21 protein-coding genes are annotated in these 24,489 nt (G+C 65.7%); 13 read left to right on the top strand and 8 right to left on the bottom strand.

From position 1 onward, the window contains the following. Nucleotides 1-278: 278 nt before the first annotated feature. The 4 genes from NRB20_RS23390 to NRB20_RS23375 all read left to right on the top strand — a co-directional run bounded on the left by NRB20_RS23390 (nucleotide 279) and on the right by NRB20_RS23375 (nucleotide 2,560). Nucleotides 279-989 carry a hypothetical protein gene (locus NRB20_RS23390; protein ID WP_153412532.1) on the top strand — a complete coding sequence of 237 codons (711 nt, stop codon included), beginning with the start codon at nucleotides 279-281 and terminating at the stop codon, nucleotides 987-989. A 12-nt stretch (nucleotides 990-1,001) separates the two neighbouring features. After that, the gene (locus NRB20_RS23385; protein WP_153412530.1) at nucleotides 1,002-1,319 is read left to right on the top strand and encodes a type VII secretion target; all 318 of its coding nucleotides are present in this window, start codon (nucleotides 1,002-1,004) and stop codon (nucleotides 1,317-1,319) included. A gap of 18 nt (nucleotides 1,320-1,337) precedes the next feature. Then, complete coding sequence (locus tag NRB20_RS23380; RefSeq protein WP_153412529.1) at nucleotides 1,338-2,123, top strand: hypothetical protein; 786 nt, start codon at nucleotides 1,338-1,340, stop codon at nucleotides 2,121-2,123. A 71-nt stretch (nucleotides 2,124-2,194) separates the two neighbouring features. Beyond that, nucleotides 2,195-2,560, top strand: coding sequence for a hypothetical protein (locus NRB20_RS23375; RefSeq protein ID WP_194289973.1), 366 nt, complete (start codon nucleotides 2,195-2,197; stop codon nucleotides 2,558-2,560). Between the two features lie 271 nt (nucleotides 2,561-2,831). Here NRB20_RS23375 and NRB20_RS23370 read toward each other — a convergent pair whose 3' ends face one another. Both NRB20_RS23370 and NRB20_RS23365 read right to left on the bottom strand, forming a co-directional pair. Beyond that, complete coding sequence (locus tag NRB20_RS23370) at nucleotides 2,832-4,070, bottom strand: cytochrome P450 (protein WP_153412526.1); 1,239 nt, start codon at nucleotides 4,068-4,070, stop codon at nucleotides 2,832-2,834. A 29-nt stretch (nucleotides 4,071-4,099) separates the two neighbouring features. Beyond that, on the bottom strand, nucleotides 4,100-4,747 hold the full coding sequence (locus NRB20_RS23365; RefSeq protein ID WP_153412524.1) for a TetR/AcrR family transcriptional regulator: 648 nt from the start codon (nucleotides 4,745-4,747) through the stop codon (nucleotides 4,100-4,102). Between the two features lie 197 nt (nucleotides 4,748-4,944). Between NRB20_RS23365 and NRB20_RS23360 the strand changes: the two genes are divergently transcribed. Genes NRB20_RS23360 through NRB20_RS23345 form a run of 4 tightly spaced genes read left to right on the top strand, consistent with a single transcriptional unit; the run spans nucleotide 4,945 to nucleotide 8,447 of the window. Further along, complete coding sequence (locus tag NRB20_RS23360) at nucleotides 4,945-6,138, top strand: NAD(P)/FAD-dependent oxidoreductase (RefSeq protein WP_153412522.1); 1,194 nt, start codon at nucleotides 4,945-4,947, stop codon at nucleotides 6,136-6,138. Continuing rightward, nucleotides 6,135-6,329 carry a ferredoxin gene (locus NRB20_RS23355; RefSeq protein WP_153412520.1) on the top strand — a complete coding sequence of 65 codons (195 nt, stop codon included), beginning with the start codon at nucleotides 6,135-6,137 and terminating at the stop codon, nucleotides 6,327-6,329. The genes NRB20_RS23360 and NRB20_RS23355 overlap by 4 nt, the downstream gene beginning before the upstream one ends. 25 nt (nucleotides 6,330-6,354) lie before the next feature. After that, nucleotides 6,355-7,578, top strand: a complete 1,224-nt coding sequence (locus tag NRB20_RS23350) for a cytochrome P450 (protein WP_153412518.1) — start codon at nucleotides 6,355-6,357, stop codon at nucleotides 7,576-7,578. Between the two features lie 38 nt (nucleotides 7,579-7,616). Then, the gene (locus NRB20_RS23345; protein WP_153412516.1) at nucleotides 7,617-8,447 is read left to right on the top strand and encodes an SDR family NAD(P)-dependent oxidoreductase; all 831 of its coding nucleotides are present in this window, start codon (nucleotides 7,617-7,619) and stop codon (nucleotides 8,445-8,447) included. A gap of 75 nt (nucleotides 8,448-8,522) precedes the next feature. On the opposite strand, the gene NRB20_RS23340 is transcribed toward NRB20_RS23345, so the two are convergent. Continuing rightward, nucleotides 8,523-9,320, bottom strand: coding sequence for a hypothetical protein (locus NRB20_RS23340; protein WP_153412514.1), 798 nt, complete (start codon nucleotides 9,318-9,320; stop codon nucleotides 8,523-8,525). Between the two features lie 402 nt (nucleotides 9,321-9,722). On the opposite strand from NRB20_RS23340, the gene NRB20_RS23335 reads away from it, so the two are divergent. Next, nucleotides 9,723-12,590 (top strand): glycosyl hydrolase, encoded by a 2,868-nt coding sequence (locus tag NRB20_RS23335; RefSeq protein WP_153412512.1) that lies wholly within the window; start codon nucleotides 9,723-9,725, stop codon nucleotides 12,588-12,590. On the opposite strand, the gene NRB20_RS23330 is transcribed toward NRB20_RS23335, so the two are convergent. From NRB20_RS23330 to NRB20_RS23315, 4 genes are all read right to left on the bottom strand, one after another. After that, on the bottom strand, nucleotides 12,566-14,590 hold the full coding sequence (locus NRB20_RS23330; protein WP_153412510.1) for a sensor histidine kinase: 2,025 nt from the start codon (nucleotides 14,588-14,590) through the stop codon (nucleotides 12,566-12,568). The two genes, NRB20_RS23335 and NRB20_RS23330, sit on opposite strands and share 25 nt — an antisense overlap. Next, a complete protein-coding gene (locus NRB20_RS23325; RefSeq protein ID WP_153412722.1) occupies nucleotides 14,571-15,272 on the bottom strand; it encodes a response regulator transcription factor in 702 nt (233 codons plus the stop codon). The genes NRB20_RS23330 and NRB20_RS23325 overlap by 20 nt, the downstream gene beginning before the upstream one ends. A 258-nt stretch (nucleotides 15,273-15,530) precedes the next feature. Continuing rightward, nucleotides 15,531-16,388: an IclR family transcriptional regulator gene (locus NRB20_RS23320; protein ID WP_153412508.1), complete on the bottom strand. Its 858-nt coding sequence runs from the start codon at nucleotides 16,386-16,388 to the stop codon at nucleotides 15,531-15,533. A gap of 128 nt (nucleotides 16,389-16,516) precedes the next feature. Next, on the bottom strand, nucleotides 16,517-17,578 hold the full coding sequence (locus NRB20_RS23315) for an esterase/lipase family protein (RefSeq protein WP_153412507.1): 1,062 nt from the start codon (nucleotides 17,576-17,578) through the stop codon (nucleotides 16,517-16,519). A gap of 30 nt (nucleotides 17,579-17,608) precedes the next feature. Between NRB20_RS23315 and NRB20_RS23310 the strand changes: the two genes are divergently transcribed. The 4 genes from NRB20_RS23310 to NRB20_RS23295 all read left to right on the top strand — a co-directional run bounded on the left by NRB20_RS23310 (nucleotide 17,609) and on the right by NRB20_RS23295 (nucleotide 21,323). After that, a complete protein-coding gene (locus NRB20_RS23310) occupies nucleotides 17,609-17,938 on the top strand; it encodes an ArsR/SmtB family transcription factor (protein ID WP_153412505.1) in 330 nt (109 codons plus the stop codon). Nucleotides 17,939-18,030: 92 nt separating this feature from the next. Then, on the top strand, nucleotides 18,031-19,860 hold the full coding sequence (locus tag NRB20_RS23305) for a phosphoenolpyruvate carboxykinase (GTP) (RefSeq protein WP_319945301.1): 1,830 nt from the start codon (nucleotides 18,031-18,033) through the stop codon (nucleotides 19,858-19,860). Then, complete coding sequence (locus tag NRB20_RS23300) at nucleotides 19,857-20,267, top strand: DUF5313 family protein (RefSeq protein WP_406603870.1); 411 nt, start codon at nucleotides 19,857-19,859, stop codon at nucleotides 20,265-20,267. Before NRB20_RS23305 ends, NRB20_RS23300 begins: the two co-directional genes overlap by 4 nt. Nucleotides 20,268-20,432: 165 nt before the next feature. After that, a complete protein-coding gene (locus NRB20_RS23295) occupies nucleotides 20,433-21,323 on the top strand; it encodes an SDR family oxidoreductase (protein ID WP_194289972.1) in 891 nt (296 codons plus the stop codon). 69 nt (nucleotides 21,324-21,392) lie between these two features. Here NRB20_RS23295 and NRB20_RS23290 read toward each other — a convergent pair whose 3' ends face one another. Continuing rightward, a complete protein-coding gene (locus tag NRB20_RS23290; protein WP_153412499.1) occupies nucleotides 21,393-24,371 on the bottom strand; it encodes a DUF6924 domain-containing protein in 2,979 nt (992 codons plus the stop codon). Nucleotides 24,372-24,489: the final 118 nt, after the last annotated feature.

Below are 24,489 nucleotides of genomic sequence, written 5' to 3'. Positions count from 1 at the left end.
GCAGCGGAGCGCAGCGACGAAGAGTGGGGAAACTGGAAGGTTGTCGAGGCGAAAGATGTGCTTTAATAGAGTCGCCCAGCGCTGAGGCTCAACATTAACACAACGGGGGAAGGTGGGGAGATTCGTTAGAGATGATAAGTAACAACGGGTAGCTTGCCTGGACCGGCGTATTGGCCGCTTCGATGCCACATGCCGATCAGATGAATTCCCCAGGGGTTCGGTACGCGATGATATCGGTCGGCGAATACCGATTCTGACGTGAACTGAAAGGTACTGCGATGAATGACGAACTACTATCCAATATTGCACGTTATCACGCTTATACGCAGGATTGGCTGCAACGGTTTAATTCGGTTGCGACTCCGAATAGAGTATCCGGCTACGATTCATCCGGACTGGTCACGGTTACTGTTGGGCCTCAGATTCGTTTTCTTGAACTCTATGTTGCTGATGACTGGGAACGTGGTCTATCTGCGCCATCGGTCAGCGCCGCAGTAACAGAGGCAGCGAGGGCCGCGGAACGTGCAGCCGCATCGGAAACCGCATCGGCCATGGTTGAAGAATCCGTCCTGGATCACCTTCAGGAAATGAGGCCCGAAGATTATCCTGCCACTCCGATAAATATGAATGCGGCGCTGCCACTCGACTATCGTACGAATCCGTCGCTCGACCAAATTCTCGACGAAGTCTTGACGCTCGTCGAGACAGGGACGGAGTCGGGTAGTCATGGGAACATCGTCGCCAACTGTCAAGAATTGGGCGACGCCGTCACTGTGATCTTGTCGCCGGACGGGGTGCTCATCGACTGCCACATCGCAGCAGGGTGGGCTAGTGGTCGTACCGGCGGAACGTTGTCCTGGGCGGTCAATGAGGCGGTAGCGGAGGCATCCGGTCGCCTTTCCCGCTTCACAGCTGCCGGTAGGTCTCGATCGGCAGCTGATCGGATTGCAGCAGATGCGATTGTGTCCATCAGCAAGCTTGGTCAGTAGAAAGGTTTCAGCATGTCCCCACACCCGTCAGCGCGGCAAATCAAAGTTGCCACGGACGATCTTCGAACCGAAGCTACGACATGGTCAAAGGAGTCTCAGACCATCGGTAATGTCTCATCCAAAATAGCTGGTCTGAAATTTAATAGAACTGAAGCAGGGATATTTCAAGAGATCGTCAACGCACATTCCGCAGTAATCGACTATGCATCGAGTCGTACCAAAGAAGGTGCTGCAGCATTTTCCCAAATATCGGCTGCATTGAAGAAAGCGGCCGACACTTATGATTACGAGGATCAACACTACGCGGCCCAGCTGAAAGATCTTTGGTGAGAGAGGTTTGACCAAGTAATGGATTTCAGTGTCGAACAGTTCGAGTCGATAATTAAGAAGATCGAGGACCAGCTCGGAATTCTGTCCGAGAAAGTAAATGGTGTCCCCGCCGTTGTGGACAGCGCTACCGCCCAATGGTGGGTGACCGATGCCATGGAGTCGGCGATTCGATACTGCGGAAAGGAGATCATAAAATTCGGAAAGTGGCTGTACAGCACAATCAAGGATCTACTCAAAGGGATTGCAGCTCCAGTGTACATGGCGATAAAGGCATGGGACTGGTACGAGATTCGTGGAACTGTGACTCAAATAGCAGGCGATCTGAATCCTGACCAGTCGCGAGCGATGAGGGAGTGGCAGGGCGCCGCTGAGCAGTCGTATAAATCTACTAGTACTGTTCAGAATAATGCAACTAAACGGATCGGCGACATCGCGGATAAGGCAGCCACATCACTCGCTATCGTCGCCACTGCCGGGTTGACATTCTATGCGGCTTTGCTGGGAATACTCTATAATGCAATCGCCGCCATGGTTAGCATGATCGTGGAACTTGGTTCAGGAGTGTTGTGCCTGGCAGGCATCGCGACTGTCATTGCTACGGGGGCGGAAACCTCTATATCGATCACGGGTATTGTCATAGCGATTACGGCACTCATCGCAGCGGAGACATCACAAATGTTCGCATTGATGTCGGCGACGACCGATAACTCCTCGTTTCCGAACGGTAAATGGCCAGATTCCGAGTCCTCGACTTTCAACGACTCGTCACGCTTGAACGGAACTGCGCCGTGGTCGGTAAAGTAGGTATGAAATCAGCCGAAAAACAAGGGTGGCGTAGTCATCCTCAAATTTACTTGCTGAGTATCGTAATGGCCGTGGGCAGTAGTTGGGAGGCCGATCGCCAGGTTAATTCCATTGGCTGGGATTCTACGAGTTACGTCGATCGGCTGGCGTATTTTTCTTATTTGGCGGTCATTGCTGTTGCGATAGTGGCAAGCCCGATCTTTTTGGTGCGCCGCCGACTTCCCAGGTGGACGCGCACAGTCACTGCGGCGCTCCTCGTCATCTGCCTTCCCGTGATAACATTTATCGGCGCTCGATTTTCTATCGAGGCGGCGCGTTTGCTCTCCATTGGCTACGTGATCATTTTGGCGTGCTGTTACTTACTCGTGGAAGTAGCGGTAATTTTGCTGATCAGAATCAACCATGAGAAGTTACGGGAGCATAATTCCGTAGTGTAAGGATCAAATTGTGTGGTCCACGCACTAGATCGAGATCACCGGTGCGGGTGAGCGTTTCGCCGAGCACGCCCGGCGGATCGTGGCGGCGATCGATGCGCTCGCCGCGAACCGGTCCGCAGCCTGGGCTTGGGTGGTGTCACCTATCTCCCGTTACAGACCAGCGAGGCCGGGAACTCCTTCTCGCGCAACGGGAAACGGGAACCTCGGCCGCCGTCGCAGCAGTCGCCGATCTGGTGCGCCGGGTGTGCGGGGAGACCGAGGTTCCGGACGGTCACCAGGTGATGGGCAGGTCGTAGACGCCGTAGACGAATCCGTCGTGTTTGAACTGGACCTGATCGAAGTCGATGGCCAGATGCAGGGTGGGGATGCGGCGGTAGAGGGTGCCGTAGACGACCTGTAATTCCATGCGCGCCAACGGTTGTCCCAGGCACTGGTGGACGCCGAAGCCGAAGGCGACGTGCTGTCTGGCCGTGCGGCGGATGTCGAGGCGGTCCGGATCGGGGAAGACGGCGGGATCGCGGTTGGCGATCTCGTTGACCAGGACGAGTCCCTCGCCGGCGCGGATGACGGTGTCGGCGATCTCGATGTCCGCGGTGGCCACGCGGCGTCGCCCGCTGTGCGCGATGTTCAGGTAGCGCAGCAGTTCCTCGACCGCGCTCGCGACCGTGTCCGGGTCGTCGCTCTCGCGCAGCAGGGCGAGTTGGTCGGGGTGCCGGAGCAGGGCCAGGGTGCCGAGCGCGATCATGTTCGCGGTGGTCTCGTGGCCCGCGATGAGCAGCAGGCGGGCCATGTCGGCGGCCTCCTCGCGGGTCAGCTCGCCGGTGCGGACCCGTCGTTCGGCCAGTTCGGACAGCAGATCGTCGGCGGGGTCGGCGATCTTGCGGCCCATCAGGTCGTAGAGGTATTCGTGCAGGCGCAGGGTGGCGGCGCTGCGTTCCTCGGGGGAGCTGTCGCGCTTGATGACGACCTTGGTGTTGTCCTGGAAGAAATCGTGATCCTCGTAGGGCACGCCGAGCAGGCGACAGATGACCAGCGAGGGCACCGGCAGCGCGAACGCGTCGACCAGGTCGGCGGGGCGTGGGCCCGCCAACAACTCGTCGATCAGCTCGTCGACGATCTGCTGGACCGCCGGACGCATGGCCTCCATCCGCTTGATCATGAACGGCGCGGTCACCATGCGGCGCAGGCGCGAGTGTTCCGGATCGTCCATGGAGATGAAGCTGAGTCCCTTGCGGGGCCGGTTCGGGTCGAGCCGGGTCTGATGCGGGAAGCCGGGGCGTTCGATATCCGCGCTGACCCGCGGATCGGCCAGTAGTCGCCGCTGTTCGGCGTGCCGGGTGACCAGCCACGCCGAATCGCCGTTCCAGAGCCGGACCCGGTGCAGCGGACCGGCGTCCTGGAAGGTGCGCAACTCGGGCGGCGGATCGAACGGGGCGGCGGTCGCGCGCGTCGTGGGGACCTCCGACAATTCCGGCCAGGCGTCGTCGGTCGAGATGATGGTGCTCGTCATTCTGTTGTCTCCCAACAATTTTCGGTTGTTCAACACATGGTGATCGGTGCTTGCCAGAGTGCGACGAGGACGTCGATCAGCCCCGTCGCGGTATCGGCCCAACTGGATCGGGCGGGCGGCACGCCGGACGCGAGCGAGCGTTCGCGGTCGGCGCACACCTGCAGGAGCAGGTGACTGGTCATCTGCTGGCGCTCGAGGCGCACGGGCAGCGGCAGCGCGGGCAGGCAGCTGTTCAGACCCTCGACGGTGCGCTGGAACGACGGTGAGCTGAACGCCTCGTCGGTCATCATCTCCTGGTACGCGGGATCGGCCGCCGCCTGCACGGCGAACCGCGCGTACCAGGTCGGATTACCCAGTGCCGCAAGGTGTTCGGTGAACGGCCGCACCAGGCAGGACACCCAGTCCCGCAGTTCGGCCGACGCGCCGATCCCGGTGAGCAGGTCTGCGCGGATCAGCTCGATCGAGGCGGTGTGCTTGCACACGATCGCCCGCAACAGGTCGGCCTTGCTGCCGAAGTGATACCCGACCGCGGCGTTGTTCCCTTGTCGCGCAGCCTCACTGACCCGGCGGCTCGACACCGCCGCCACCCCGTGTTCGGCGAGCAACCGTTCGGCGGCGGCGAGGATCAGCTCCCGCGTCCCCTCGGCCCGCGCGGTCCGTGCCTCGGTGCCGGACATCGGGCCTCCTTCGGTTGTTCCCGTTCCAGTGAACCCGCGCACATCGGTTAAGTCAAACGCTTGAAGTAAGTCGGCATGGTGTAGCGGGCTACACCACCGGTTCGGGACCGCACTCTCTCGTGACCGCGGCCGGATTTCGGAAAAGTTGCAGTCGGAAGTTGATCACCCCGACATCGCGATCCGAAAGAGAGTCTCCCATGAACGTTCCCGACAGCGTGGCCGTGATCGGCGCCTCGGCCGCCGGTCTGTCGACCGCGGAGGCGTTGCGCCGCAACGGATATCGCGGCGTCATCACCATGATCGGCGCGGAGGGCGAACTACCTTACGACCGCCCGCCGCTGTCCAAGCAGATCCTGTCCGGCGCGTGGGAGCCGCAGCGCGCGGATCTGCGCCCGGCGGACCACCTGCGCGACCTGGATCTGGACCTGGTGCTCGGTGAGTCGGCGGTGCGCCTGGACGTGGCAGACCGCGTGGTGCACACCGCATCCGGATCGCGGGTCCGCGCCGACGCCGTCGTCATCGCCACCGGCGTGCGGCCCCGGACGCTGCCCGGCGCGGATTCGCTGCGGGGCGTGCACGTGCTGCGGTCCCGCTCCGACGCGCTCGCCCTGCGTGCGGATCTGCTGCGCGCCACCCGGCTGGTCGTGATCGGCGAAGGGGTGCTCGGCTCCGAGATCGCCGCTACCGCAAGGACTATGGGGATCGACACCACGATCGTCGGCCCGCTCGCCGCGCCGATGGCCGGACAACTCGGCCCGGTGGTCTCGGCCCGGCTCGGCGAATTGCACACCGAACGCGGCGTGCGCCTGCACCTGGGCGCCGGTGTGGCCGAAATCGACTCGGACAGTGGGCAAGTCACCGGGGTGCGGTTGCGGACCGGGGAACGGCTGCCCGCCGATGTGGTGGTGGTCGCCATCGGCGCGACGCCCAACACCGAATGGCTCACCGACAGCGGCCTCACCCTGCACAACGGGATGGTCTGCGATGCGTATTGCCGTGCGGCCGAAGGGATCTACGCCGTCGGCGATGTCGCCCGCTTCTACCACGAGCACCTCGGCGACATGGTCCGGCTGGAGAACCGGACCAACGCGACCGAGCAGGCCGCCGCCGTGGCCACGAACCTGCTGGGCGGCGAACAGCCCTACACGCCCGTGCCCTACTTCTGGACCGATCAGTTCGACGCCAAGATCCAGGTCCACGGCTTCCTGCCGCCCGATGCCGATGCCGAGATCGTCGAGGGTTCCCTCGCCGAGGGCCGGTTCGTGGCCCGCTACCGGCTCGCCGGCCGGGTCACCGGCGTCGTCGGCTGGAACATGCCCAAACAGTCCCGCCTGCGTCGGCAGGAAGTCGTCGAGGCCCAATCGGCGCACAGCATAGGGAGTTTCGCATGAGAATCACGATCGACGAGGACAAGTGCGTCGCCTGCGGCCAGTGCGTGGTCGCCGCGCCGGAGGTGTTCGACCAGCGCGAGGAGGACGGGATTCTCGTTCTGCTGGAGGCGAATCCACCGGCCGATCAGGCCGACGCGGTCCGGGAAGCGGCTGCGGTCTGCCCGGCCCTGGTAATCACCGTTCACGAGTAATCACCCCCTGCGAGGAGGAAATATCATGTTCGAGTTGACAATTGCCGCGAATCGTCCGGAGTTCCCGGCGGCGCGGTCCGCGAAATGCCCGTTCCATCCGCCCGCCGAACTGCGCGAGCGGCACGCGCAGGCTCCGGTGTCGCGGGTGCGGATCTGGGACGGCAGCACGCACTGGCTGGTCACCGGCCACGCCGAACAGCGTGTGGTGCTGTCGGATCCGCGGGTCAGCGCCGACGAGCGCCGTCCCGGATTTCCCCACCAGAACGCCGGTATGGCCGAGACGCTCGAGCATCGGCCACTCACCATCTTCAATTCCGATGCCCCCGAACACAATCGGTTCCGGCGGCTGATGACGTTCCCGTTCACGCTCAAGCGTGTCGAGGCGCTGCGGTCGAAGATCCAGCGGATCACCGACGATCTGATCGACGAGATGCTCGCCGGGCCCGCGCCGACCGATCTGGTCACCGCGCTGGCCCTGCCGCTGCCGTCGCTGATGATCTGCGAACTGCTCGGAGTTCCCTACTCGGACAAGGAGTTCTTCCAGCGGCACGCCGCCGTGGCGGTGGACCGCAACGCGACCGCCGCGCAGAACGCGCGGTCCAGCATCGAGATCGTGGAGTACCTCGCCGGACTGATCAGCGCGCGGATCGACGATCCGGGCGAGGGCTGGGTCTCCGAGCTGGCCGCCCGGGTGAAAGCGGGGGAGACCACCGTGGCCGAGGCCGCGCAGCTGGGCGTGGTGCTGCTGATCGCCGGTCACGAGACGAGCGCGAACATGATCGCGCTGGGAACCCTTGCGCTGCTGCAAAATCCGGATCAGCTGGCGGTGTTCCGGGACAGTGACGACCCGAAGGTGATCGCGGGCGGCGTCGAGGAGATGCTGCGCTACCTGTCCATCGCGCAGCACGGACTGCGCCGGATCGCGACCGAGGACATCGAGGTCGGCGGCGTGCTGATCCGGGCCGGGGACGGCATCATCACACCGCTGCCGGTCGCCAACTGGGATCCGGCGGTGTTCCCCGAACCCGAACAACTCGACCTGCACCGCCCCGCGCGCGCCCACCACGCCTTCGGTTTCGGCATCCATCAGTGCGTCGGTCAGCAGCTGGCCCGGGTGGAGTTGCAGATCGTCTACGGCACCCTCTACCGCCGCATCCCCACACTCGCACTGGCGACCTCGATCGAGGAGATCGAATTCAAGGACGACATGTTCGCCTTCGGTGTGCACGAACTACCCGTCACCTGGTAATCGCCCTGTGACACAACATATTTCGAAAGGAATTCGTCATGAATGAGCTCAACGGTAAGGTCGCGGTCGTCACCGGCGGCGCGTCGGGAATCGGCCTCGCGTCGGTGGAGAAATTCCTCGACCGCGGCGCGCGGGTCGTCATTGCCGACATCAACGCCGAACGCGGCGAATCCGCCGCCGCGGCACTGGGATCGGACGCGGCCTTCAAGGCCACCGACGTCGCCGACGCCGATCAGGTCCGCGACCTGATCTCCTTCACCGACGAACGCTTCGGCGGCCTGGACATCATGTTCAACAACGCCGGCATCCCGGCCGCCATGCGCGCCAACTTCCTCGACGACGACCTCACCGATTTCCGGCGCGTCATGGACGTCGACCTGCTCGGCGTCATGCTCGGCACCCAGCACGCGGCCCGCTACATGGCCGAACACGGGGGCGGCTCGGTCATCAACACCACCTCCATCGGCGGCATCCGGGCGGGTTGCGGCCAGATGGTCTACCGCGCGGCCAAGGCCGGTGTCATCCACTTCACCAAGTGCGCGGCCATCGACCTGGCCCGATACGGCGTCCGGGTGAACTGCATCGCACCCGGTGCGATCGTCACCCCCATCCTGTCCGTCGCCACCGCGCACCTGGGCGACGGTGACGCCGCCACCCAGGAGTTGCGCGAGGTGATCAAGACCATCCGACCGTTGCAGCGGGAGGGCAACGTCGACGACATCGCCGAGGCCGCAGTGTATTTCGCGGGTGAGGGCTCCGCCTACGTCACCGGAACGGTGCTCCCCGTCGACGGCGGTATCGTTGCCGGGCACGCCTCGAACCAGATGCTCGACATCGAACAGCACCACGCCGAATCCCTCTCCGCGTGAACACATCTCGCGGACACCACCGCCCCCTGTACCGATCGTGAGACGGACAGGGGGCGGTTGCCGTCCGAACGGGTTTCACGCGAATTCGGCCGTGATGTAGTTCGCGGCGGCGGTCGTCCAGGGAGTGGCGGTGCCGGGCATGTTCTGGGCGGGGTACAGGACGTGCTGGCCCTGGGGGTACGGGGTGAGGTAGCCGATCGCGCCGGTGACCGCCTCCGTGTAGCGCTGGAGGTTGGTCAGGGGGTCGAGCATCAGGAATTCCAGTAGCTGGGCGAAGATCAGGTAGCTGATGTTTCCCAGGCGCGCGCCCTCGACGAACGAGAACGGTGAGATGCCCGCGTTGATGACGCGCAGTGGGGAATCGGGCGGTGAGGCGGTGATGATGTCGCCCGGATTCGCGTACTCGCGGGTCGCGACCGCGCCGGGCCAGGTTCCGCGCTGACCGTGCAGGCCGAAGGTCGTCGGCGGGCACAGGTCGTTCACCGAATCGCCGGCTTTCCGTAGGGGATTGGCGATGAAGACGGCGAAGGCGATCTCCAGCGGGCTGCCGTCGGTGTTGGTGTACTCGCCCGCCGCCACCCCCTCGAGGATTCGGCTCGCGCAGATCCCGCCCAGCGAATAACTCAGCAGCCCACAGACATTCGGCGATTGCTGGATCGCCTGGACGCCCGCCGCGGTGCCCAGCCGCACCGAGGTGTCCAGCGACGGTCCCCACAGATTCGGGTCCGGTCCGACCGAGGCGGGCCAGTCGGGTTCGAAGAAACGGAAACTGGTCGTCGGCAGCAGGCCGGTGACCGAGGCCAGCATGCCCGCGGGGGAGCCGTCCGCCTCGCGTGTCTCCCCGGTGCCTCGCAAGGTGATGATGTCGATCATGGAATCTCCTTGATCGCAACGATTTTCCGGTGTCCTCAGCGTAGCTCGCCGGAGGTTGCGGGCGACACCACCGGGGGATGCCGAAGCGGCGCGGTCGCTTCGGCATCGTGGATTCCGCTTACCAGCTACCGAACGGGCCGAAGTGGTGGAAGAAGCCGAAGCTGCCGGTCGGCGGGAAGAACGGGAATCCCGCGGAACCGCTCGGCGGGAACGGCGGATGCGGCGGCTGTGGGAACATGATCGGTACCTCTCGTCGAAGAATTCACCGAATATGGTGAATAATGAACCAGTCGTCGTGATGGTTCCGTTACACGCTAAAAAGCCCGGACGGATACGACACGAGGTGTTTCATTCAGAGCATGTGATGTATGTCATCGGTATTTCTCGACGAGAGGGTCTCGTATGGCGGTCGCGCCTTCGCGTAGACGGTTCCTGCAATCGATCGGCGCGGTGGTTGCCGCGGGAGCGTTGGGTGGTGCGGTCACCAGTTCGTGTGCCGTCGAATCCGGTACCGGCGTACCGGAATGGTTGCGTGAGCCCGCGGCCTCGATGCGGCCCCGGTTCCGCTGGTGGTGGCCCGGCGCCATGGTCGAGGACGCGCAGATCGCGGCGGAGGTCGAAGCGATGGCCGCGGCCGGATTCGGCGGGTTCGAGATCGGGGACGTTTGGGACAGCGTGTCGGGCGTCGGTGCCGAAAGTATCGATCCGGTGCGGTACGGCTGGGGCACGCCGCGCTGGCATGCGGCAGTCGCCACGGCGTTGAAAACGGCGAAACAGCATGGCCTGACTGCGGATTTGACCATCGGGCCGCACTGGCCGTCCGCGATTCCGGGGCTCACACCGGACGGTGTGGGATCGGCCAAGGAGATCGTCGCCGGTGCGGTCGAGGTGGCAGGTGGTGCGGTTTTCGACGCTGCGGTACCGGAACCCGCGACGCCGCCGAGCGGTGTCACCGAGGGAAATCCGGCTCCACCCGTCACCGCAGTGCTGCACGCTCTGCTCGCGGCCCGGCTCCAGCCCGGCAGTGCGGTGGGGGGCCGGGTCGTCGGGCTCGTCGCGGACTCGGTGACGGATCTGACCACGACCGTTCGCGACGGCCGGATCTCCTGGACGGCTCCGGACGGTTCCGCGTGGGCATTGATCGCGATATGGACGCGCGGCACCGGCCAGATCGTCAACGCGTACGACACGAAATCCAGTGCGGCCTCCCCGATGACCACACCCCAGGCATATGTTGTCGACCATTTCGGACCGGACGGTGCGCAGGCGGTCATCGATTACTGGGGCAGGAATCTGCTGCCGGACCCGATTCTCGACCTGCTGCGTGACGTCGGCGGATCGATATTCGAGGACTCCCTGGAATTGAAGGCCGTCGTGTACTGGACGCCGAATATGCCGAGAGAATTCGCCGAACGACGCGGCTACGACCTGACTCGCTATCTGCCGCTGATAGCGGGTACCGGATTTTCCTACGACGATGCGACAACTACCCGGGTGCGGCACGATTACGACCAGACCATCAGCGATCTCTACCTCGACAATCGCGTGGATAAACTGAAACAATGGTGCGAATCGCTCGGATTGCGATTCCGGAATCAACCCTACGGCGCACCACTGGATTCCACGCTCGCCGCCGCGCGCACCGATATCCCCGAAGGCGAATCGCTGGCATTCAGCGATCTGGATCGGTTCCGGACGCTGGCCGGTGGGCGGGACCTGGGCGGACGCGCGATTCTGTCCGACGAGGCCGGTGCCTTCCTGAACGGTGCCTACAACACCACCTGGAAACAGCTCATCACGACGCTGAACAGCAACTATGCGGCGGGCGTGAACCAGGTGATGATCCACGGATTCGCCTACGCGGACGCGCCCGGTGCGCAGTGGCCGGGTTTCGCGGCATTCAGCCCGCTGTTCGGCGGCACCATCAGTTTCGCCGAAGCCTGGGGACCGCGGCAGCCGAGTTGGGTGCACGCGCCCGATGTGTCGACCTATCTCGGACGATTACAGGCCGTGCTGCGGGCCGGATCGCCGCGCGTGGACGTGGCCGTATATCGCCAGGAATTCAACGCGTCGGCCGGAGCGTTGACTGGCAGCGCGGTCGGATTCTTCGATGATCCGGGGTTGCGTCGGGCCGGTTACACGTATCAATTCCTGAGTCACGGCGCGCTGACGTTGCCACGGGCGCGGGTCAGCGATGGTCGGCTCGCGGCGGACGGGCCCGGCTATCGGGCGCTGATCCTGAACGATCAGGCGACGATGCCGTTGGCCACCGCGAACACGCTGCTGGTATTCGCGCGCCGGGGATTGCACATCGTCGTCGTGGGCCGGGCACCGGGCAGCACTCCCGGATACCGCGATGCTCGATCGGAGGACGAACAGCTCTCGCGTGTCATCGCCGAGTTGCTGGCCGAGCGGACTGTCGTGCGGGTGTCCATGCAGGGGGACGTGCCAGCCGCGCTGACCCGCGTGGGGATACTTCCCGACGTTCGACCGGACGGCAGTACGGAGCTGCTGTCGGTGCATCGCGTGGACGGCGACTCGCACTATTACTACCTGTACAACGCGGGCAGTGCGGCGATCGACCAGTCAATCTCGTTGCAGGGGAACAGCATCGGCTATCAGCTGAATCCGTGGACCGGTGCCGCGAGCACAGTCTCCGATGCGCGGGGTAGTGACAACCTCGAGGTTCGGATCCGACTGGAACCGGCCGAGACAACGGTGATCGTGCTCGGTGCTGTCGTGGGTGGCACGTTGCGTGACCCCATCGATCGAGGCGAACCGCTCACGCTCGAATCGTGGACATTACGAGTCGAGGACTGGCGTCCCGGACCGACCGCCACCCGAACCGCGAAGACCGAACACACCGTGCACCTGGACCGGTTGACGCCGTGGAGCAAGATCACCGGCCTCGAGGACGTTTCCGGAATCGGCACCTACACAACCACTTTCGAGGTACCCGCCGAATTCACCCGAACGGGTGCGACGCAATTGAACCTCGGCGAGATGTTCGACACAGCCCGAGTGAGCCTCAACGGACAGCAACTGCCGCCCGTCGACGTGTTCCATCCCGTGGCCGATCTCGGCGATCGACTTCGCACCGGAGAGAACACCATCACAGTTCAGGTGGCGAGCACACTCAACAATCGATTGCGGATCAGCAGACCGGAACTCTTCGGCAGCCGGGAGCGACAGGACTACGGGTTGCTCGGACCGGTGCACATCACCTCGTACACATCGGGAACGCCTCACCCACGGCCATCGGGCGCATGACCGGATACGACCACCTGCACATCCTCATCGGACGCATCCGTCGACACCGCGACCTCCCCGACCGGCAGGTGAACGGTGAACGCGGTGCAGCCCGGAATGCTGTCCACGGTGATGGTGCCGTTGTGCGCCTTGACCACCGCGGCCGCGATGGCCAGCCCGAGTCCGGTGCTGCCCGCGTGCCGGGAGCGCGACGCGTCACCACGGGCGAATCGTTCGAAGATCTCCGATCGCACGTCCTGCGGGATGCCCGGACCGTCGTCGCACACCCGCCACACCGCACCGTCCGGATCGCCGAATTCGAGCGACACCATGACCGTGGTGCCGGGCGGGGTGTGCACGCGGGCATTGGCCAGCAGATTGGCCAGCACCTGATGCAGTTGGGCGGCGTCGCCGTGGATCAACAGCGGCCCGTCCGGTAGATCCAGATCCCAGATCTTGTCCGGATCGGCGATGTGCGCGTCGGCGAGGGCGTCCACGGTCAGCCGGGACAGGTCCACAGGACCGAGTTCGAGCGGGCGTCCGGCGTCGAGCCGGGCCAGCAGCAGCATGTCCTCGACCAGGTCCGACATCCGGTGCGCGGCGGCGTCGAGCCGTTCCATCACGGTGGCGATATAGGCGGGCAGGGTTTCGCGATTGCGGTAGACGAGTTCGGCGTAGCCGCGGATCGCGGCCAGGGGAGTGCGCAACTCGTGGCTCGCGTCGGCGAGGAAGCGACGCGCCCGGGTCTCGCTGGCGTGCCGCACCAACAGCGCGTCGGCGATATGGTCGAGCATCCGGTTGATCGCCGAACCCAGTTGTCCCACTTCGGTATTCGAGACCGCGTCGGCGGCCGGGACGCGCACCGGCAGGGTCACCTCACCGCGGTCCAGCGGTAGATCCGACACCTGCACCGCGGTGCGGGCGACCCGGTCCAGCGGCGCCAGCGCGCGCCGGATGACCAGCACGCCCGCCGCGATCGCGATGATCAGGGCGACGACGGTGATGATCCCGGAGATCATCAGCCCGCGCATGAGTGTCACGTCGACCGGGGCCATCGGCAGTCCGGTGATGAGAATCGTGTGCTGCCAGGTCCGGTCGACCATGATCCGGTAGTGGCCCGCGCCATCGATCGTCACGGTGGTCGGGTGGTCCATGGCCGCGAGCGCGGTGAGCTGCCGCTTCGCCCGCGCGGACAGGTCGTTGTCGGTGCCGTCGGGTTCGATCCGTCCGGCCGAGCGGACCCTGCCCTGATCGATGATCGCGCCGATCGCCCCCGACTGGACGCCGCCGCGATCCAGGAATGCCGGGCCCGATCCGACGCGTCCGGGGTGGGGATTCGGCGCTTGGGTGAACACCTGTGCGGAATGGGTCGAGCCGCCACCGCCACCGGATGATCCGCCGCCTCCAGACGGACCGGCGTGTCCCAGCGAGCCACCGGGACCGGACGATGTGTTGTCGGGCAGCGAGCCGCCGGGTTGCGAATTACCGGGCAGTGAACCGCCGGACTGCGAATTACCGGGCAGTGAACCGCCGGATTGCGAATTACCGGACAGCGAGCCGCCCGACTGCGAAGTACCGGATTGTGAACTGTCGGACTGTGATTGGACTCCCGCCCCGCCGGGCCCGGGATGATGCTCGCCCGGCGCGGGCGGCCCCGGAATGTGCGGATGCGGCACGGACACAGCCGAACTCGGCGGTGTGTACTCGGGTTGGGTCGTCGGTGCGACGGACGGCAGCGGCTGGGGCGTCGGCGTCGGGGTGTCCGTGGTCGGCGGCGTGGTGATCGGGGTCTGCGGCGGCGGTCCCAACCGGGGGCCGCCGCCCAATTCGAGCAGCGTGCGATCCTGGAAATCCATCAACTGCGTGTCGAGTTGATCCACGACCAATTTCTGCAAACCGAATTCGCTGGCGACGCCGATCCCGCCCACCACGGCCACCAGCAGAATCGCCTGCCCGATCAGTAACCGGGCGCGTAACGACAGGCGTCCTCGCGACCGGTATTCACGCCGGTTTGAGCACATAACCGGCGCCGCGCATGGTGTGGATCATCGGATCGCGGCCGTTGTCGATTTTCTTGCGCAGATACGAGACGTACAGTTCGACGATATTGGCCCGGCCGCCGAAATCGTATTTCCATACCCGGTCCAGCAGAAAGGTCTTGCTCAGCACTCGTTTCGGATTGCGCATGAACAGTCGCAGCAATTCGAATTCGGTGGCGGTCAGGACGATCGGGGCGCCCGCGCGCCAGACCTCATGGGTGTCCTCGTCGAGCATCAGATCGCCGACGACCAGCCGGGTGTCAAGCTCCGCGGCCCCCGCACCGGTCCGGCGCAGCAGCGCGCGCAGGCGCAACACCACTTCCTCGATGCTGAACGGCTTGGTGACGTAGTCGTCCCCACCCGCGGTGAAGCCCGCGATGCGGTCCTTGACCGTGTCCTTCGCGGTGAGCAGCAGCACCGGTAGGTCGGGGTCGCGCTCGCGCAGCCGGGTCAGCACGTCCAGGCCGGTCATATCCGGCAGCATGATGTCCAGGACCACGACGTCGGGCCGCGATTGCTGGACCTTCGCGATGGCCGTCGCGCCGTCGCCCGCCGTGACGACCTCCCACCCTTCGAAGCGCAGAACCATGGACACCATCTCGGTCAGCATCGCCTCGTCGTCGACCAGCAGCACCGTCACGGGGGTGCCGTCGGCGCGACGCAGGGCCGAGCGTCCGATCGGGGCGGAGATGCCGGTCGCGTACACGAACGGTCAGTCTGGACGCCGAACCTCCCGAAACACTGGGACGAGGCTATGTTTGAGCTGTGAAAGACCGCGCTCACAATTGTGGAAACCGTGCCGCGTGTATTTCCCGTGACGCAAATCCTATCAGCGCCGGAAGGGTGATCCACCACTCGATGCAATGAATGGAAATATCGATACTTCCGGTATTTCCATAAATGGTGGCGGAGATCGAACCGATCAACCGATCGGGCCGGTACTGCGGCGTGTGTGCGGGACCGGAACCGGTCGGTTGTGGGAAACCGTGCGTCGCCCTTCGCCGCTGTGTCGATGTGCCGGAGCGGTCGCATTAGCGTGATTGCGTTCGGCATATGCCTGGGAAATTCGGGCTCCGGTGCGGGACACCGCCGCCAGCGCGCCGCGCGCCCGCTCGCCGTTCGGCACCGCGACCGACAGGGCCGCCATCACCCGGCCGCCGGGCGCGCGCAGCGGCACCGCGATCACCGTGACGTCCGGATCCGGCATCCCCGGACAGTAGGCGCAGCCGGTGGACCGGATCTCGTTCAGCCTTCTGCGCAGCAGCGCCGGATCGGTGGCGCTGCGGCCGGACGGATCCTCGGTCAGCAGGGATTCCTGGAATTCCGGCGACGTGTGCGCCAGCAGCACCAGTCCGGGCGCGGAGGCCAGCAGCGGCAGCCGATCCGCGTAACGCCCGTTGCTGTGCACCGCGTCGAGCGCCGAGAGCCGCTCGACCACCACCATGTCCCGGCCCTGACGCACCGAGATCTGCACATGGTGACCGACGGATCCGAGCAGCTCCACCGCATACGGCTGGGCCACCCGGCACAGCTCGACCGCGGGGGCGGCCCGCGAGGCCAGCTCCCACATCCGCACACCCACCCGCACGCTGCGTTCGGCGTCGCGGACCAGCCAGCCGTGTTCGATGAGTTCGGAAACCAGCCGCGACACCGTCGGCATCGAGATACCGGTTCGCCGGGACAGTTCCGAGACCGTCAGCGCCGGGGTGCGGGGACCGAACGCCTCCAGCACCCGGACCGTGCGGGAGAAAGCCGATTCGCCGTTGGAATTCCTGGCCATATTTCGAGGTCCTCCATCCGGGTCCGCGGTCGGGATCGACGCGATCCAGGATTTTGCCCGCTCCGGCTGTGCGCAGTCGCTGCTGAAACTATGCCTGAGCTGTGAATATCGGCAGGGCCCGGGAAAGGTCAGGTCAGCGGGCCGATGGGGTGGCGCAGGGCATCGACGGTGAGGCGCTGGACGACCGAATCGTCCGGGAGGGCGAAGTGGTCGGTGGTGTGCCGCGGGGCGGACTGCTGCACGGTGACGGATCTGATGCCCGGTGTCGCCTGTTGCGGCGGCACGACCAGGCCGTCGGCGGTGGTGACGATATCGGTGTAATCGATTCCCGCCGTGGGGAATTCGTTGTGATGCAGCTCGGTCAGGAAGCTCGAGCCGGAGATGATTTCGCGGCAGCCTCCGCAGAGCGGGTCGATCAGGGGTGTTTCGGCCGCGAGCACGGTGTCGTAGGTGCCGATCGCCCGGCTGAGGTTCTCGATCTCGCGCAGTTGCCCGATGTCGGTTCCCTGCCACATCGGGCCGATGGTGACGAAGGTGCGGATCTTTGGCGTGGGATGCTGATGTTGCAGAACATATTGTGCGACAAGCGATCCCGCACCGTGCGCGACGATCGAAATCGGGGCCGGGCCGAGTGGGTCGAGGAAGCGGGACAGTTCGGCGGCGCTGTCCTCGATGCGGCTCAGACCGGCGGCGGTGATGCCGGTTCGCCCGAGCAGCGGGGTCGCGGTGGACGCGCCGTAGGTGAATGTCTTCGTGCAGAAGTTCGCCCGGTGCAGTTCTGCGGCGAGTCCGGAGAATTCGCTGTCGTTGCGGCCCGTATCGTGCACCAGCACGACCGGTGCCGAGCAGTGTGTCTCTGGCGGAACGGGATTCGCCTGCGCGGGTGCCGAGGTCAGAACGGCGGCCGAGATCGCCGTGGCCAGCGCCGTCAGTATGGGGGAATGGCGGAACCGGTCGATCATCGGGTCTCCGTGCTCTCGTGTGAGGCTCGAATACGCGGTGGCGGTGCGGGATTCGAGGTTCTCGTGGCTGCTCGCGACGCGACTCGAAGCAAGTGCCATCCTGTTGAGTACTGGAGACTGTACTAGAAAGTATGGTTGCCGCAAGGGTGATGTCGGCCGAATTCCCGCGCGCCGATATTCATCCTGTTTGCTAAACTCTGCAAACAACAGGCCGGTGCTGGTCACCACGACCGGCCGCCCCCGGAAGGAGTGGCTCAGATGCCCGGAGTGCGCAGGCCGCTCTATCAGATGAAGGCCGAATTCTTCAAAACCCTCGGGCATCCGGTGCGAATTCGCGTGCTGGAGTTGCTGTCCCAGCGCGAGCGCACCGTCGCGGAGATGTTGGCCGAGATCGGCGTCGAGGCGGCGAACCTGTCGCAGCAGCTGGCGATTCTGCGGCGCGCCGGGCTGGTCACCGGGCGGCGCGAAGGGTTGTCGGTCACCTACGAGATCACCACCCCCGAGGTGGCCGAGCTGCTTGCCGCCGCGCGCGCCATCCTGACCGGCGTCGTCGCGGGTCAGGCCGAGGCGCTCGAACAACCGGCCTGAGCCGATCCGATTCGAGTCGGACCCCGGTTGACCCGTCTGTTTGCTGTTTTTCTAAACTGAATACCCTGGCAGTTACGAAAGAGAGTCCCGCTGTGACCGATCATCCCGACGCCGTGGCCACCGTGCAGGCACCGACCGAGCACGACGGAATCCTGTCCTGGGTGGCCGAGGTCGCCGAGTTGACCGCGCCCGACCGCATCGTGTTCTGCGACGGCTCCCGCGCCGAGTGGGACCGGCTCAGCGCGGTGCTCGTGGACAAGGGCACCTTCGTCCCGCTGACCGCGAAACCCGACTCCTTCTGGTGTGTTTCGGATCCGGAGGATGTGGCGCGGGTGGAGGACCGCACCTTCATCTGCTCGGAAAACCGCGCCGACGCGGGCCCGACGAACAACTGGGTGGATCCGCTGGATATGCGCACGGTGATGACCGAGCACTATCGCGGCGCAATGGCCGGACGCACCATGTACGTGATCGCGTTCTGCATGGGCCCGCTCGACGCCGAAGACCCGAAATACGGCGTGCAGATCACCGATTCGGAATACGTCGCTGTGTCCATGCGGATCATGACCCGCTCCGGCGCGCAGGTGTGGGAAAAGCTCACCGCGGGAACCGATTTCGTGAAGTGCCTGCACTCGGTGGGCGCGCCGCTGGGCAGCGGGCAGGCCGACGTGCCGTGGCCGTGCGACACCACCAAGTACATCTCGCACTTCCCCGAGAGCCGGGAGATCTGGAGCTACGGCTCGGGCTACGGCGGTAACGCGCTGCTGGGCAAGAAGTGCTTCGCGCTGCGCATCGCCTCGGTGCTGGGTCGGGACGAGGGCTGGCTGGCCGAGCACATGCTCATCCTGAAACTGACCTCCCCGCAAGGCAATACGCATTACATCGCGGCGGCGTTCCCGTCCTCGTGCGGTAAGACCAACCTGGCCATGCTCGAACCGGCGCTGGAAGGCTGGACCGCCGAAACCGTCGGCGACGATATCGCCTGGCTGCGCTTCGGCCCCGACGGGCGGCTCTACGCGGTGAATCCCGAGGCCGGATTCTTCGGTGTCGCTCCCGGAACGGGTGCTAAGACGAACCCGAACGCGATCGCCACCATCGAGGCCGGTAACTCGATCTTCACCAATACCGCCCGCACCCTCGACGGCGACATCTGGTGGGAGGGGCTGACCGACACCCCGCCCGCGCGGCTCGTCGACTGGCACGGTCAGGAGTGGACCCCGAAATCGGGAACCCCTGCCGCACACCCGAATTCGCGGTACTGCACGCCCATCGAGCAGTGTCCGTCGGTCGCGCCGGAATGGGACGATCCGGCCGGTGTGCCGATCTCCGCGATCTTCTTCGGCGGTCGCCGCAAGACCACGATTCCGCTGATCGCCGAGACGTTCGACTGGGCGCACGGGGTGTTCACCGCGTCGGTGCTGTCCTCGGAGACCACCGCGGCCGCGGCCGGACAGGTCGGGGTCGTGCGGCGCGATCCGATGGCGATGGTGCCGTTCCTGGGGTATCACGTCGGGGACTACTTCGCGCACTGGCTGTCGATGGCCGAGCGCGAGGGTGCGCGGTTGCCGAAGATCTTCCAGGTCAACTGGTTCCGGCGCGGTGCCGACGGGCAGTTCCTGTGGCCCGGCTTCGGCGACAACGTGCGGGTGCTGAAGTGGGCGCTCGAGCGTCTGGACGGCGCCGCCGAGGCGATCGAAACCCCGATCGGCTACCTGCCGACCGCCGACGCGCTGGATCTGACCGGTCTGGACGCCGCCGCCCGCGATCTGGTCCGGCACGCGCTGAGCGTCGACATCGACGAATGGATCGCCGAAACCGCATCCATCGACGACTGGTACGCCTCGATCGGCGGCGACCGGCTGCCGGGAACGCTGCGTGAGCAGCTCACCGCGCTGAAGCTACGATTGGCCCAAACCCTGTGATCACACCCGAGGCAGGCACAGCGCCGATGAACGACCGCACCACACCGACACTCGTCCAACGCATTCGCTACATCTGCGGCGGCACCCTGCCACCGCAGATGTCGGACTGGGTGATCAACGATCTCACCGGTCCGGGCGCGGTTCGCCGCTACCTGCTGCGCATCCTGGTGCCGATCCTGGTATTGCTGTGCCTGTTCCTGCTGATCCCCGGTCCGATGTGGATGCGGCTGGCCATGATGGCGCTGCTGTATCTGCCGCTGATCTACTTCACCATCGCCCTCATGTACGTCTACCGCCGCGCCCGCCTCACCAGCCACGGCCTGGACCACACCCTCGCCGACAGCGGCCAGCGTGATCGCGCCGCCGCCGAACGCGAAGCCTACGAACGTCGTCACGGCAGGGCCTGAAGCGGCGTCTCTGGAACCCCGGCGTTTCTGAATCTGTTGGGGCGCTGGGGATTCGAAAGTCGAGTGCCCGGTCTTCGTGTCATGCGGGTGGGGTGGGGTTGCGTTATTCTGCGTCGTCGACAAGGGCGCTCGGGTCGGACGATCTGAGCGCGCGGGAAGGTGATGATGGCGGACGAGCGAGACCTGGCGGGCCGGGTCGTGGTGGTGACCGGGGCCAACAGCGGCATCGGGCGCGCGGTGGCGGCGGATCTGGCGCGGCGGGGCGCGACGACGATCCTGGCCTGCCGGAATCCGGACAAGGCGCGAGCCGCGGTCGCGGAACTGCGGGAACTCACCGGGAACGAATCGGTGCGGTCGGTGGAACTCGATCTGGCCGATCTGCGCAGTGTCGAGCGGTGCGCCGGTGAGTTGATCGAGAGCATCGACGGTATCGACGTGCTGGTCAACAATGCCGGTGGCGCGGTGCCCGAGCGACGGCTCACCGCGCAGGGGGTGGAGGAGACGTTCGCGTCGAACTACCTCGGGCACTACGCGCTGACCCGGCTGCTGCTGGCCCACCTGCGGCGCGATCCGCAGGCCCGCGTGGTCAACGTCAGCTCCAACGGGCACAAGTACACCAAGGGAATCCCCTGGGACGACCCGACCTACGAGCACGGCTACGGCGGTCTGCCCGCCTACGGGACGGCCAAACTCGCGCAGATCCTGTTCACCCGCGAACTCGCGCACCGTTTCGGCGAATCCGGTATCCACGCGTCGGCGATCCATCCCGGATTCATCGGCTCGAACTTCTACGCCCGGGATCGGATGGGCGGTGCGATGACACTGGTCATGAAGCCGATCGTCGGCCTGTTCGCCAAGACGCCCGAGCAGGGCGCGCGGACCGTGATCCAGCTCGCCACCAGCGACGACGTCCTGTCGACCAACGGCGCCTACTGGGCGAACGGCGCGACCGCCACCGCCTCGGCGGCCGCCACCGACGACGAATCGGCGAAGCGGCTCTGGGAACTCAGCGAGCGCATGGTCACCGACGGGGGCGTCGCGCTGCCCGCAGCCTGACGAGTCGGCGGCGGTGGTCATCCCGGGACCGGACAGGCGCCGGGATGACCACTCGCACAACGGGTTCGCTCAGGTCATACGTTCGTAGACGCCCTCCTCCGCGAAATCCTCGAAGTCCATGTTCGCCAGGTCCAGATTCGTACTGATCTCGATGGCGGCATCGGGGACCAGGCGGAACTGGGTGATGAACTCCTCGTCCTCCTCCTCGAAGGGGAGGCCGTCCCATTCGGTGGTCACGGCGAGCAGGGGAAGTTCGGGCTCGCGCATGGTGATCGCGTCGGCGATGAAGATGGCTCCCGGCGTCTCCGGCTGGGGTAGCGCGTCGCAGACCTCGCGCAGCACCTGTTCGGTGGTGGCTCCGGCCAGCCGGGGATCGGTGACCGGGTGCGGGTCCACCGGATCGTTGTCGATCCACGGTGTGCGCATCTGTTCGAGCAGCCGGTTCCAGGCGTCGTCGTCGGTGAAGTCGGTGCGAATCACCAAGGGGGTCATGCTTTCCCAGCCCTCGATCACCAGCAGCGGTTCGGTCGTGGAGGTGGATCTCGCCTTCGGCTGGAGCACACCGCCGAGCAGTTCACCGCTCAGCGCGACGGCGTCGGGGACGATTCCGGCCGTGCGGAACAGCAGCGTGTGCCGGTGCAGATCGTGCACGAGTTCGTGCAGGGCGGTGGCCACCTCGGGGATCCTGGTGCCCCGGCGGCGGCGCGGGAATTCCCGGATCTCGGTCACCACCTCGCCGTCCTGCTGCACGGTGAATTCCGCGAGATCACAGCCCGATTGCCGTACGGTCGCCACCCACGCGGCCGGCGCCTTCGTCCGCAGGTGCGGATCGTCGGTCATCAGCAGCACGTGCGAGCCGACCGCGAGGGCCGCCACGATGGCCCCACCGGCGGGATTCATGGCGTCCCGGTACCTTCGCAGTTCGGTCCAGGTGCCCAGGCCCGGCGTGACACCGAGTTTCCCGAGGGCTTCCTCCGGGGTGGTGTCCCGGGCCACCGACACGGCGTATGCATCGCCGAGCAGAGTGGTGAACCAGGCCGTCAGAGTGTCGTCCTGCGCGAGTGCCGGTTCCCGGATCGGGGCCGGGCGATGCGCGCGCGGCGAGGAGGCCCACACCAGGGCTCCGTTCTCGTCGAGCAGCTCGGCCCCGCCCCGCTCGACCACCAGCTCGACACCCGGACCGGAAATCTGTTGCAGCACAGTGCCATTGGCATCACGCATGCGCAGGAAGCCGTCGTCATCGAGGGTCAGGGCGTTCTCGGTGTCGGGGAACACATCCCAGTGCGAGGTCTGCCCGTTCATGATGATCCGCACCACGCGACCGTCGTGGAACAGCACGGTCGACCCGTCGTCACTGGTCAGCGACTGCCCACACAGGCTCTCACCGCGACGCAACCTCGCGCCCCTGGGCACCGGGCGGGATTCGGCGTCGGCGGGTACGTCGGGGATTCCGGTGCTCCACACCGTCTCGCCCTCGGTATCGACCAGCGCCAGCTCACCGCTGTCGCGCAGTTCCAGCCGCTGCACCCCCAACCACGCCGTACCGGTGCTCCACATGTGATTGCCGTGGTGATCCCAGCCCACCAGATCGCCGTCGGGGCCCAGGCACAGCAGGTGCGAGCCCGGCGAGTCGCTGATCCACACCCGCTCGCGAGTGCTGTTGTCGCGCACTGCGAACGAGGGTTCGTAGGGCGAGTGCAGCGCCGTGAACCGCCCCGACGGGGAGGTCAGCGACTGCATCGACAGGCTGCCACCCAGCGGCAGCCACGACCCGCCGTACTGCCACCGCGACGTGTCCGGCCCGACCTCGTGCGCCGCCACCTGCCTGGTCTGGAGCGCCTCGCGGGCCGGAACCGCCCTGGACACCTGAGCCTGCATCATCGGCCGGAACTCGGCGGCGACCATGGGCGTGAGTTCCACCCGCATCTGCTCGTTCGTCAGCTTCTGCTGATGTACCTCGGCCGCCTTCAGCGGTACGGTCGCACTTCTGGCCGCCGACGGTGCGATGTATTCGGAAAACGCCGTCGCCGCAACATCGGCTTGTGCGGAGGGCTGGTCGGGGCGAGGCGCTTTCGGGTCACCGGACTGCGGCGCGACAGCACTCGCTCGCGCGGCGACGGTGCCCCGATACGTCAGCGGGGCGAGTCCGGCGGGACGGCGAAAACCCGCGAAACCGTCGTCGGCCAGAAACCGCACGTCTCGCAGCTGGAGATCCGGCGAGCCGTGATTCCCGGTGATGTCCAGGCGATAGTGCGTATACGGCACGGGTTCCGCGATTCGGTAGGTGCGGGACTGGTGCCGGTCGGTGAACGATCGATCGGAACGGATGTCGAGGGTGTGCCACCGCTGCCCGTCCAGCGAACCGCGCAGCGTCCACGCCGACGGATCGCGGTCCGGTGCGTCGTTCGCGGAGGTGAGCACGTACTGATCGACCGTGGTCGGCGCGGTCATCCGGAATTCGAGGGTGGCTCGTCGCCGCGGGGCGAACCACTTCTCGTCCGACGCGCGCAGCAGATTCGCCGCCACCTCGCCCGCGGCGCGATGCTCGGCACTGGCCGTCACACCGGCCACGAGGTCGCCGACATCTCGCGAAACCAGCGTGATCGACGAGGTGTCACCCGATTCGGTCGACCATTCCGCCGTGGCGAGTTCGGTGCGGTCGCCGTCGTCGATGAGAATCCGCAGCCGGCCGGTCGAATTACCGGGATCCGTTGGCCCGGCGTCGATTTCGGTGGTCTCGGTGGCGAATTCGTACCCGTGCGCGACCTCGCCACCGGGCGCGTCCCAGTCGGCGAGTTCACCCATCAGCTCCAGCACCCGGCCGTCGCCGTCCTGGCGATGCCCGTAGCAACTCGCCATATCCGGCGCGAACCCCAACGTGGAGCGCACACCATCCCGGGTGGTCCAGGACAGCCGGGCGGGCAACACTCGATCGGCCTCGCTCAGCCGTATCAGCATGCGCGGCGCGTGGGACCACCCCTCGTCTCCCCACTCGCGCCGCCACATCCGAAATATGAACGCGGACATCTCGTCCGACACCGGTTCCACCGTTCCTCCTCATCAGATCCGGACGCCGAAAACAAACCCCCGGCGACACACCGTTGTACCCGACCATCACCCGGACGGTCGCGGACATCGGACCCGCGACTCCCGAAAACGCTTGCCG

Source organism: Nocardia macrotermitis (assembly GCF_009604405.1).
Lineage (GTDB): Bacteria > Actinomycetota > Actinomycetes > Mycobacteriales > Mycobacteriaceae > Nocardia > Nocardia macrotermitis.
Note: the sequence above shows the minus strand (reverse complement) of the source record. Positions and strands in the feature narration are given on the sequence as shown.

Coding starts and splice junctions, on each gene's coding strand:
- NRB20_RS23390 (WP_153412532.1), top strand. CDS start 279: ATGAATGACGAACTACTATCCAATATTGCACGTTATCACGCTTATACG.
- NRB20_RS23385 (WP_153412530.1), top strand. CDS start 1,002: ATGTCCCCACACCCGTCAGCGCGGCAAATCAAAGTTGCCACGGACGAT.
- NRB20_RS23380 (WP_153412529.1), top strand. CDS start 1,338: ATGGATTTCAGTGTCGAACAGTTCGAGTCGATAATTAAGAAGATCGAG.
- NRB20_RS23370 (WP_153412526.1), bottom strand. CDS start 4,070: ATGACGAGCACCATCATCTCGACCGACGACGCCTGGCCGGAATTGTCG.
- NRB20_RS23365 (WP_153412524.1), bottom strand. CDS start 4,747: ATGTCCGGCACCGAGGCACGGACCGCGCGGGCCGAGGGGACGCGGGAG.
- NRB20_RS23360 (WP_153412522.1), top strand. CDS start 4,945: ATGAACGTTCCCGACAGCGTGGCCGTGATCGGCGCCTCGGCCGCCGGT.
- NRB20_RS23355 (WP_153412520.1), top strand. CDS start 6,135: ATGAGAATCACGATCGACGAGGACAAGTGCGTCGCCTGCGGCCAGTGC.
- NRB20_RS23350 (WP_153412518.1), top strand. CDS start 6,355: ATGTTCGAGTTGACAATTGCCGCGAATCGTCCGGAGTTCCCGGCGGCG.
- NRB20_RS23345 (WP_153412516.1), top strand. CDS start 7,617: ATGAATGAGCTCAACGGTAAGGTCGCGGTCGTCACCGGCGGCGCGTCG.
- NRB20_RS23340 (WP_153412514.1), bottom strand. CDS start 9,320: ATGATCGACATCATCACCTTGCGAGGCACCGGGGAGACACGCGAGGCG.
- NRB20_RS23335 (WP_153412512.1), top strand. CDS start 9,723: ATGGCGGTCGCGCCTTCGCGTAGACGGTTCCTGCAATCGATCGGCGCG.
- NRB20_RS23330 (WP_153412510.1), bottom strand. CDS start 14,590: ATGTGCTCAAACCGGCGTGAATACCGGTCGCGAGGACGCCTGTCGTTA.
- NRB20_RS23320 (WP_153412508.1), bottom strand. CDS start 16,388: ATGGCCAGGAATTCCAACGGCGAATCGGCTTTCTCCCGCACGGTCCGG.
- NRB20_RS23310 (WP_153412505.1), top strand. CDS start 17,609: ATGCCCGGAGTGCGCAGGCCGCTCTATCAGATGAAGGCCGAATTCTTC.
- NRB20_RS23295 (WP_194289972.1), top strand. CDS start 20,433: ATGGCGGACGAGCGAGACCTGGCGGGCCGGGTCGTGGTGGTGACCGGG.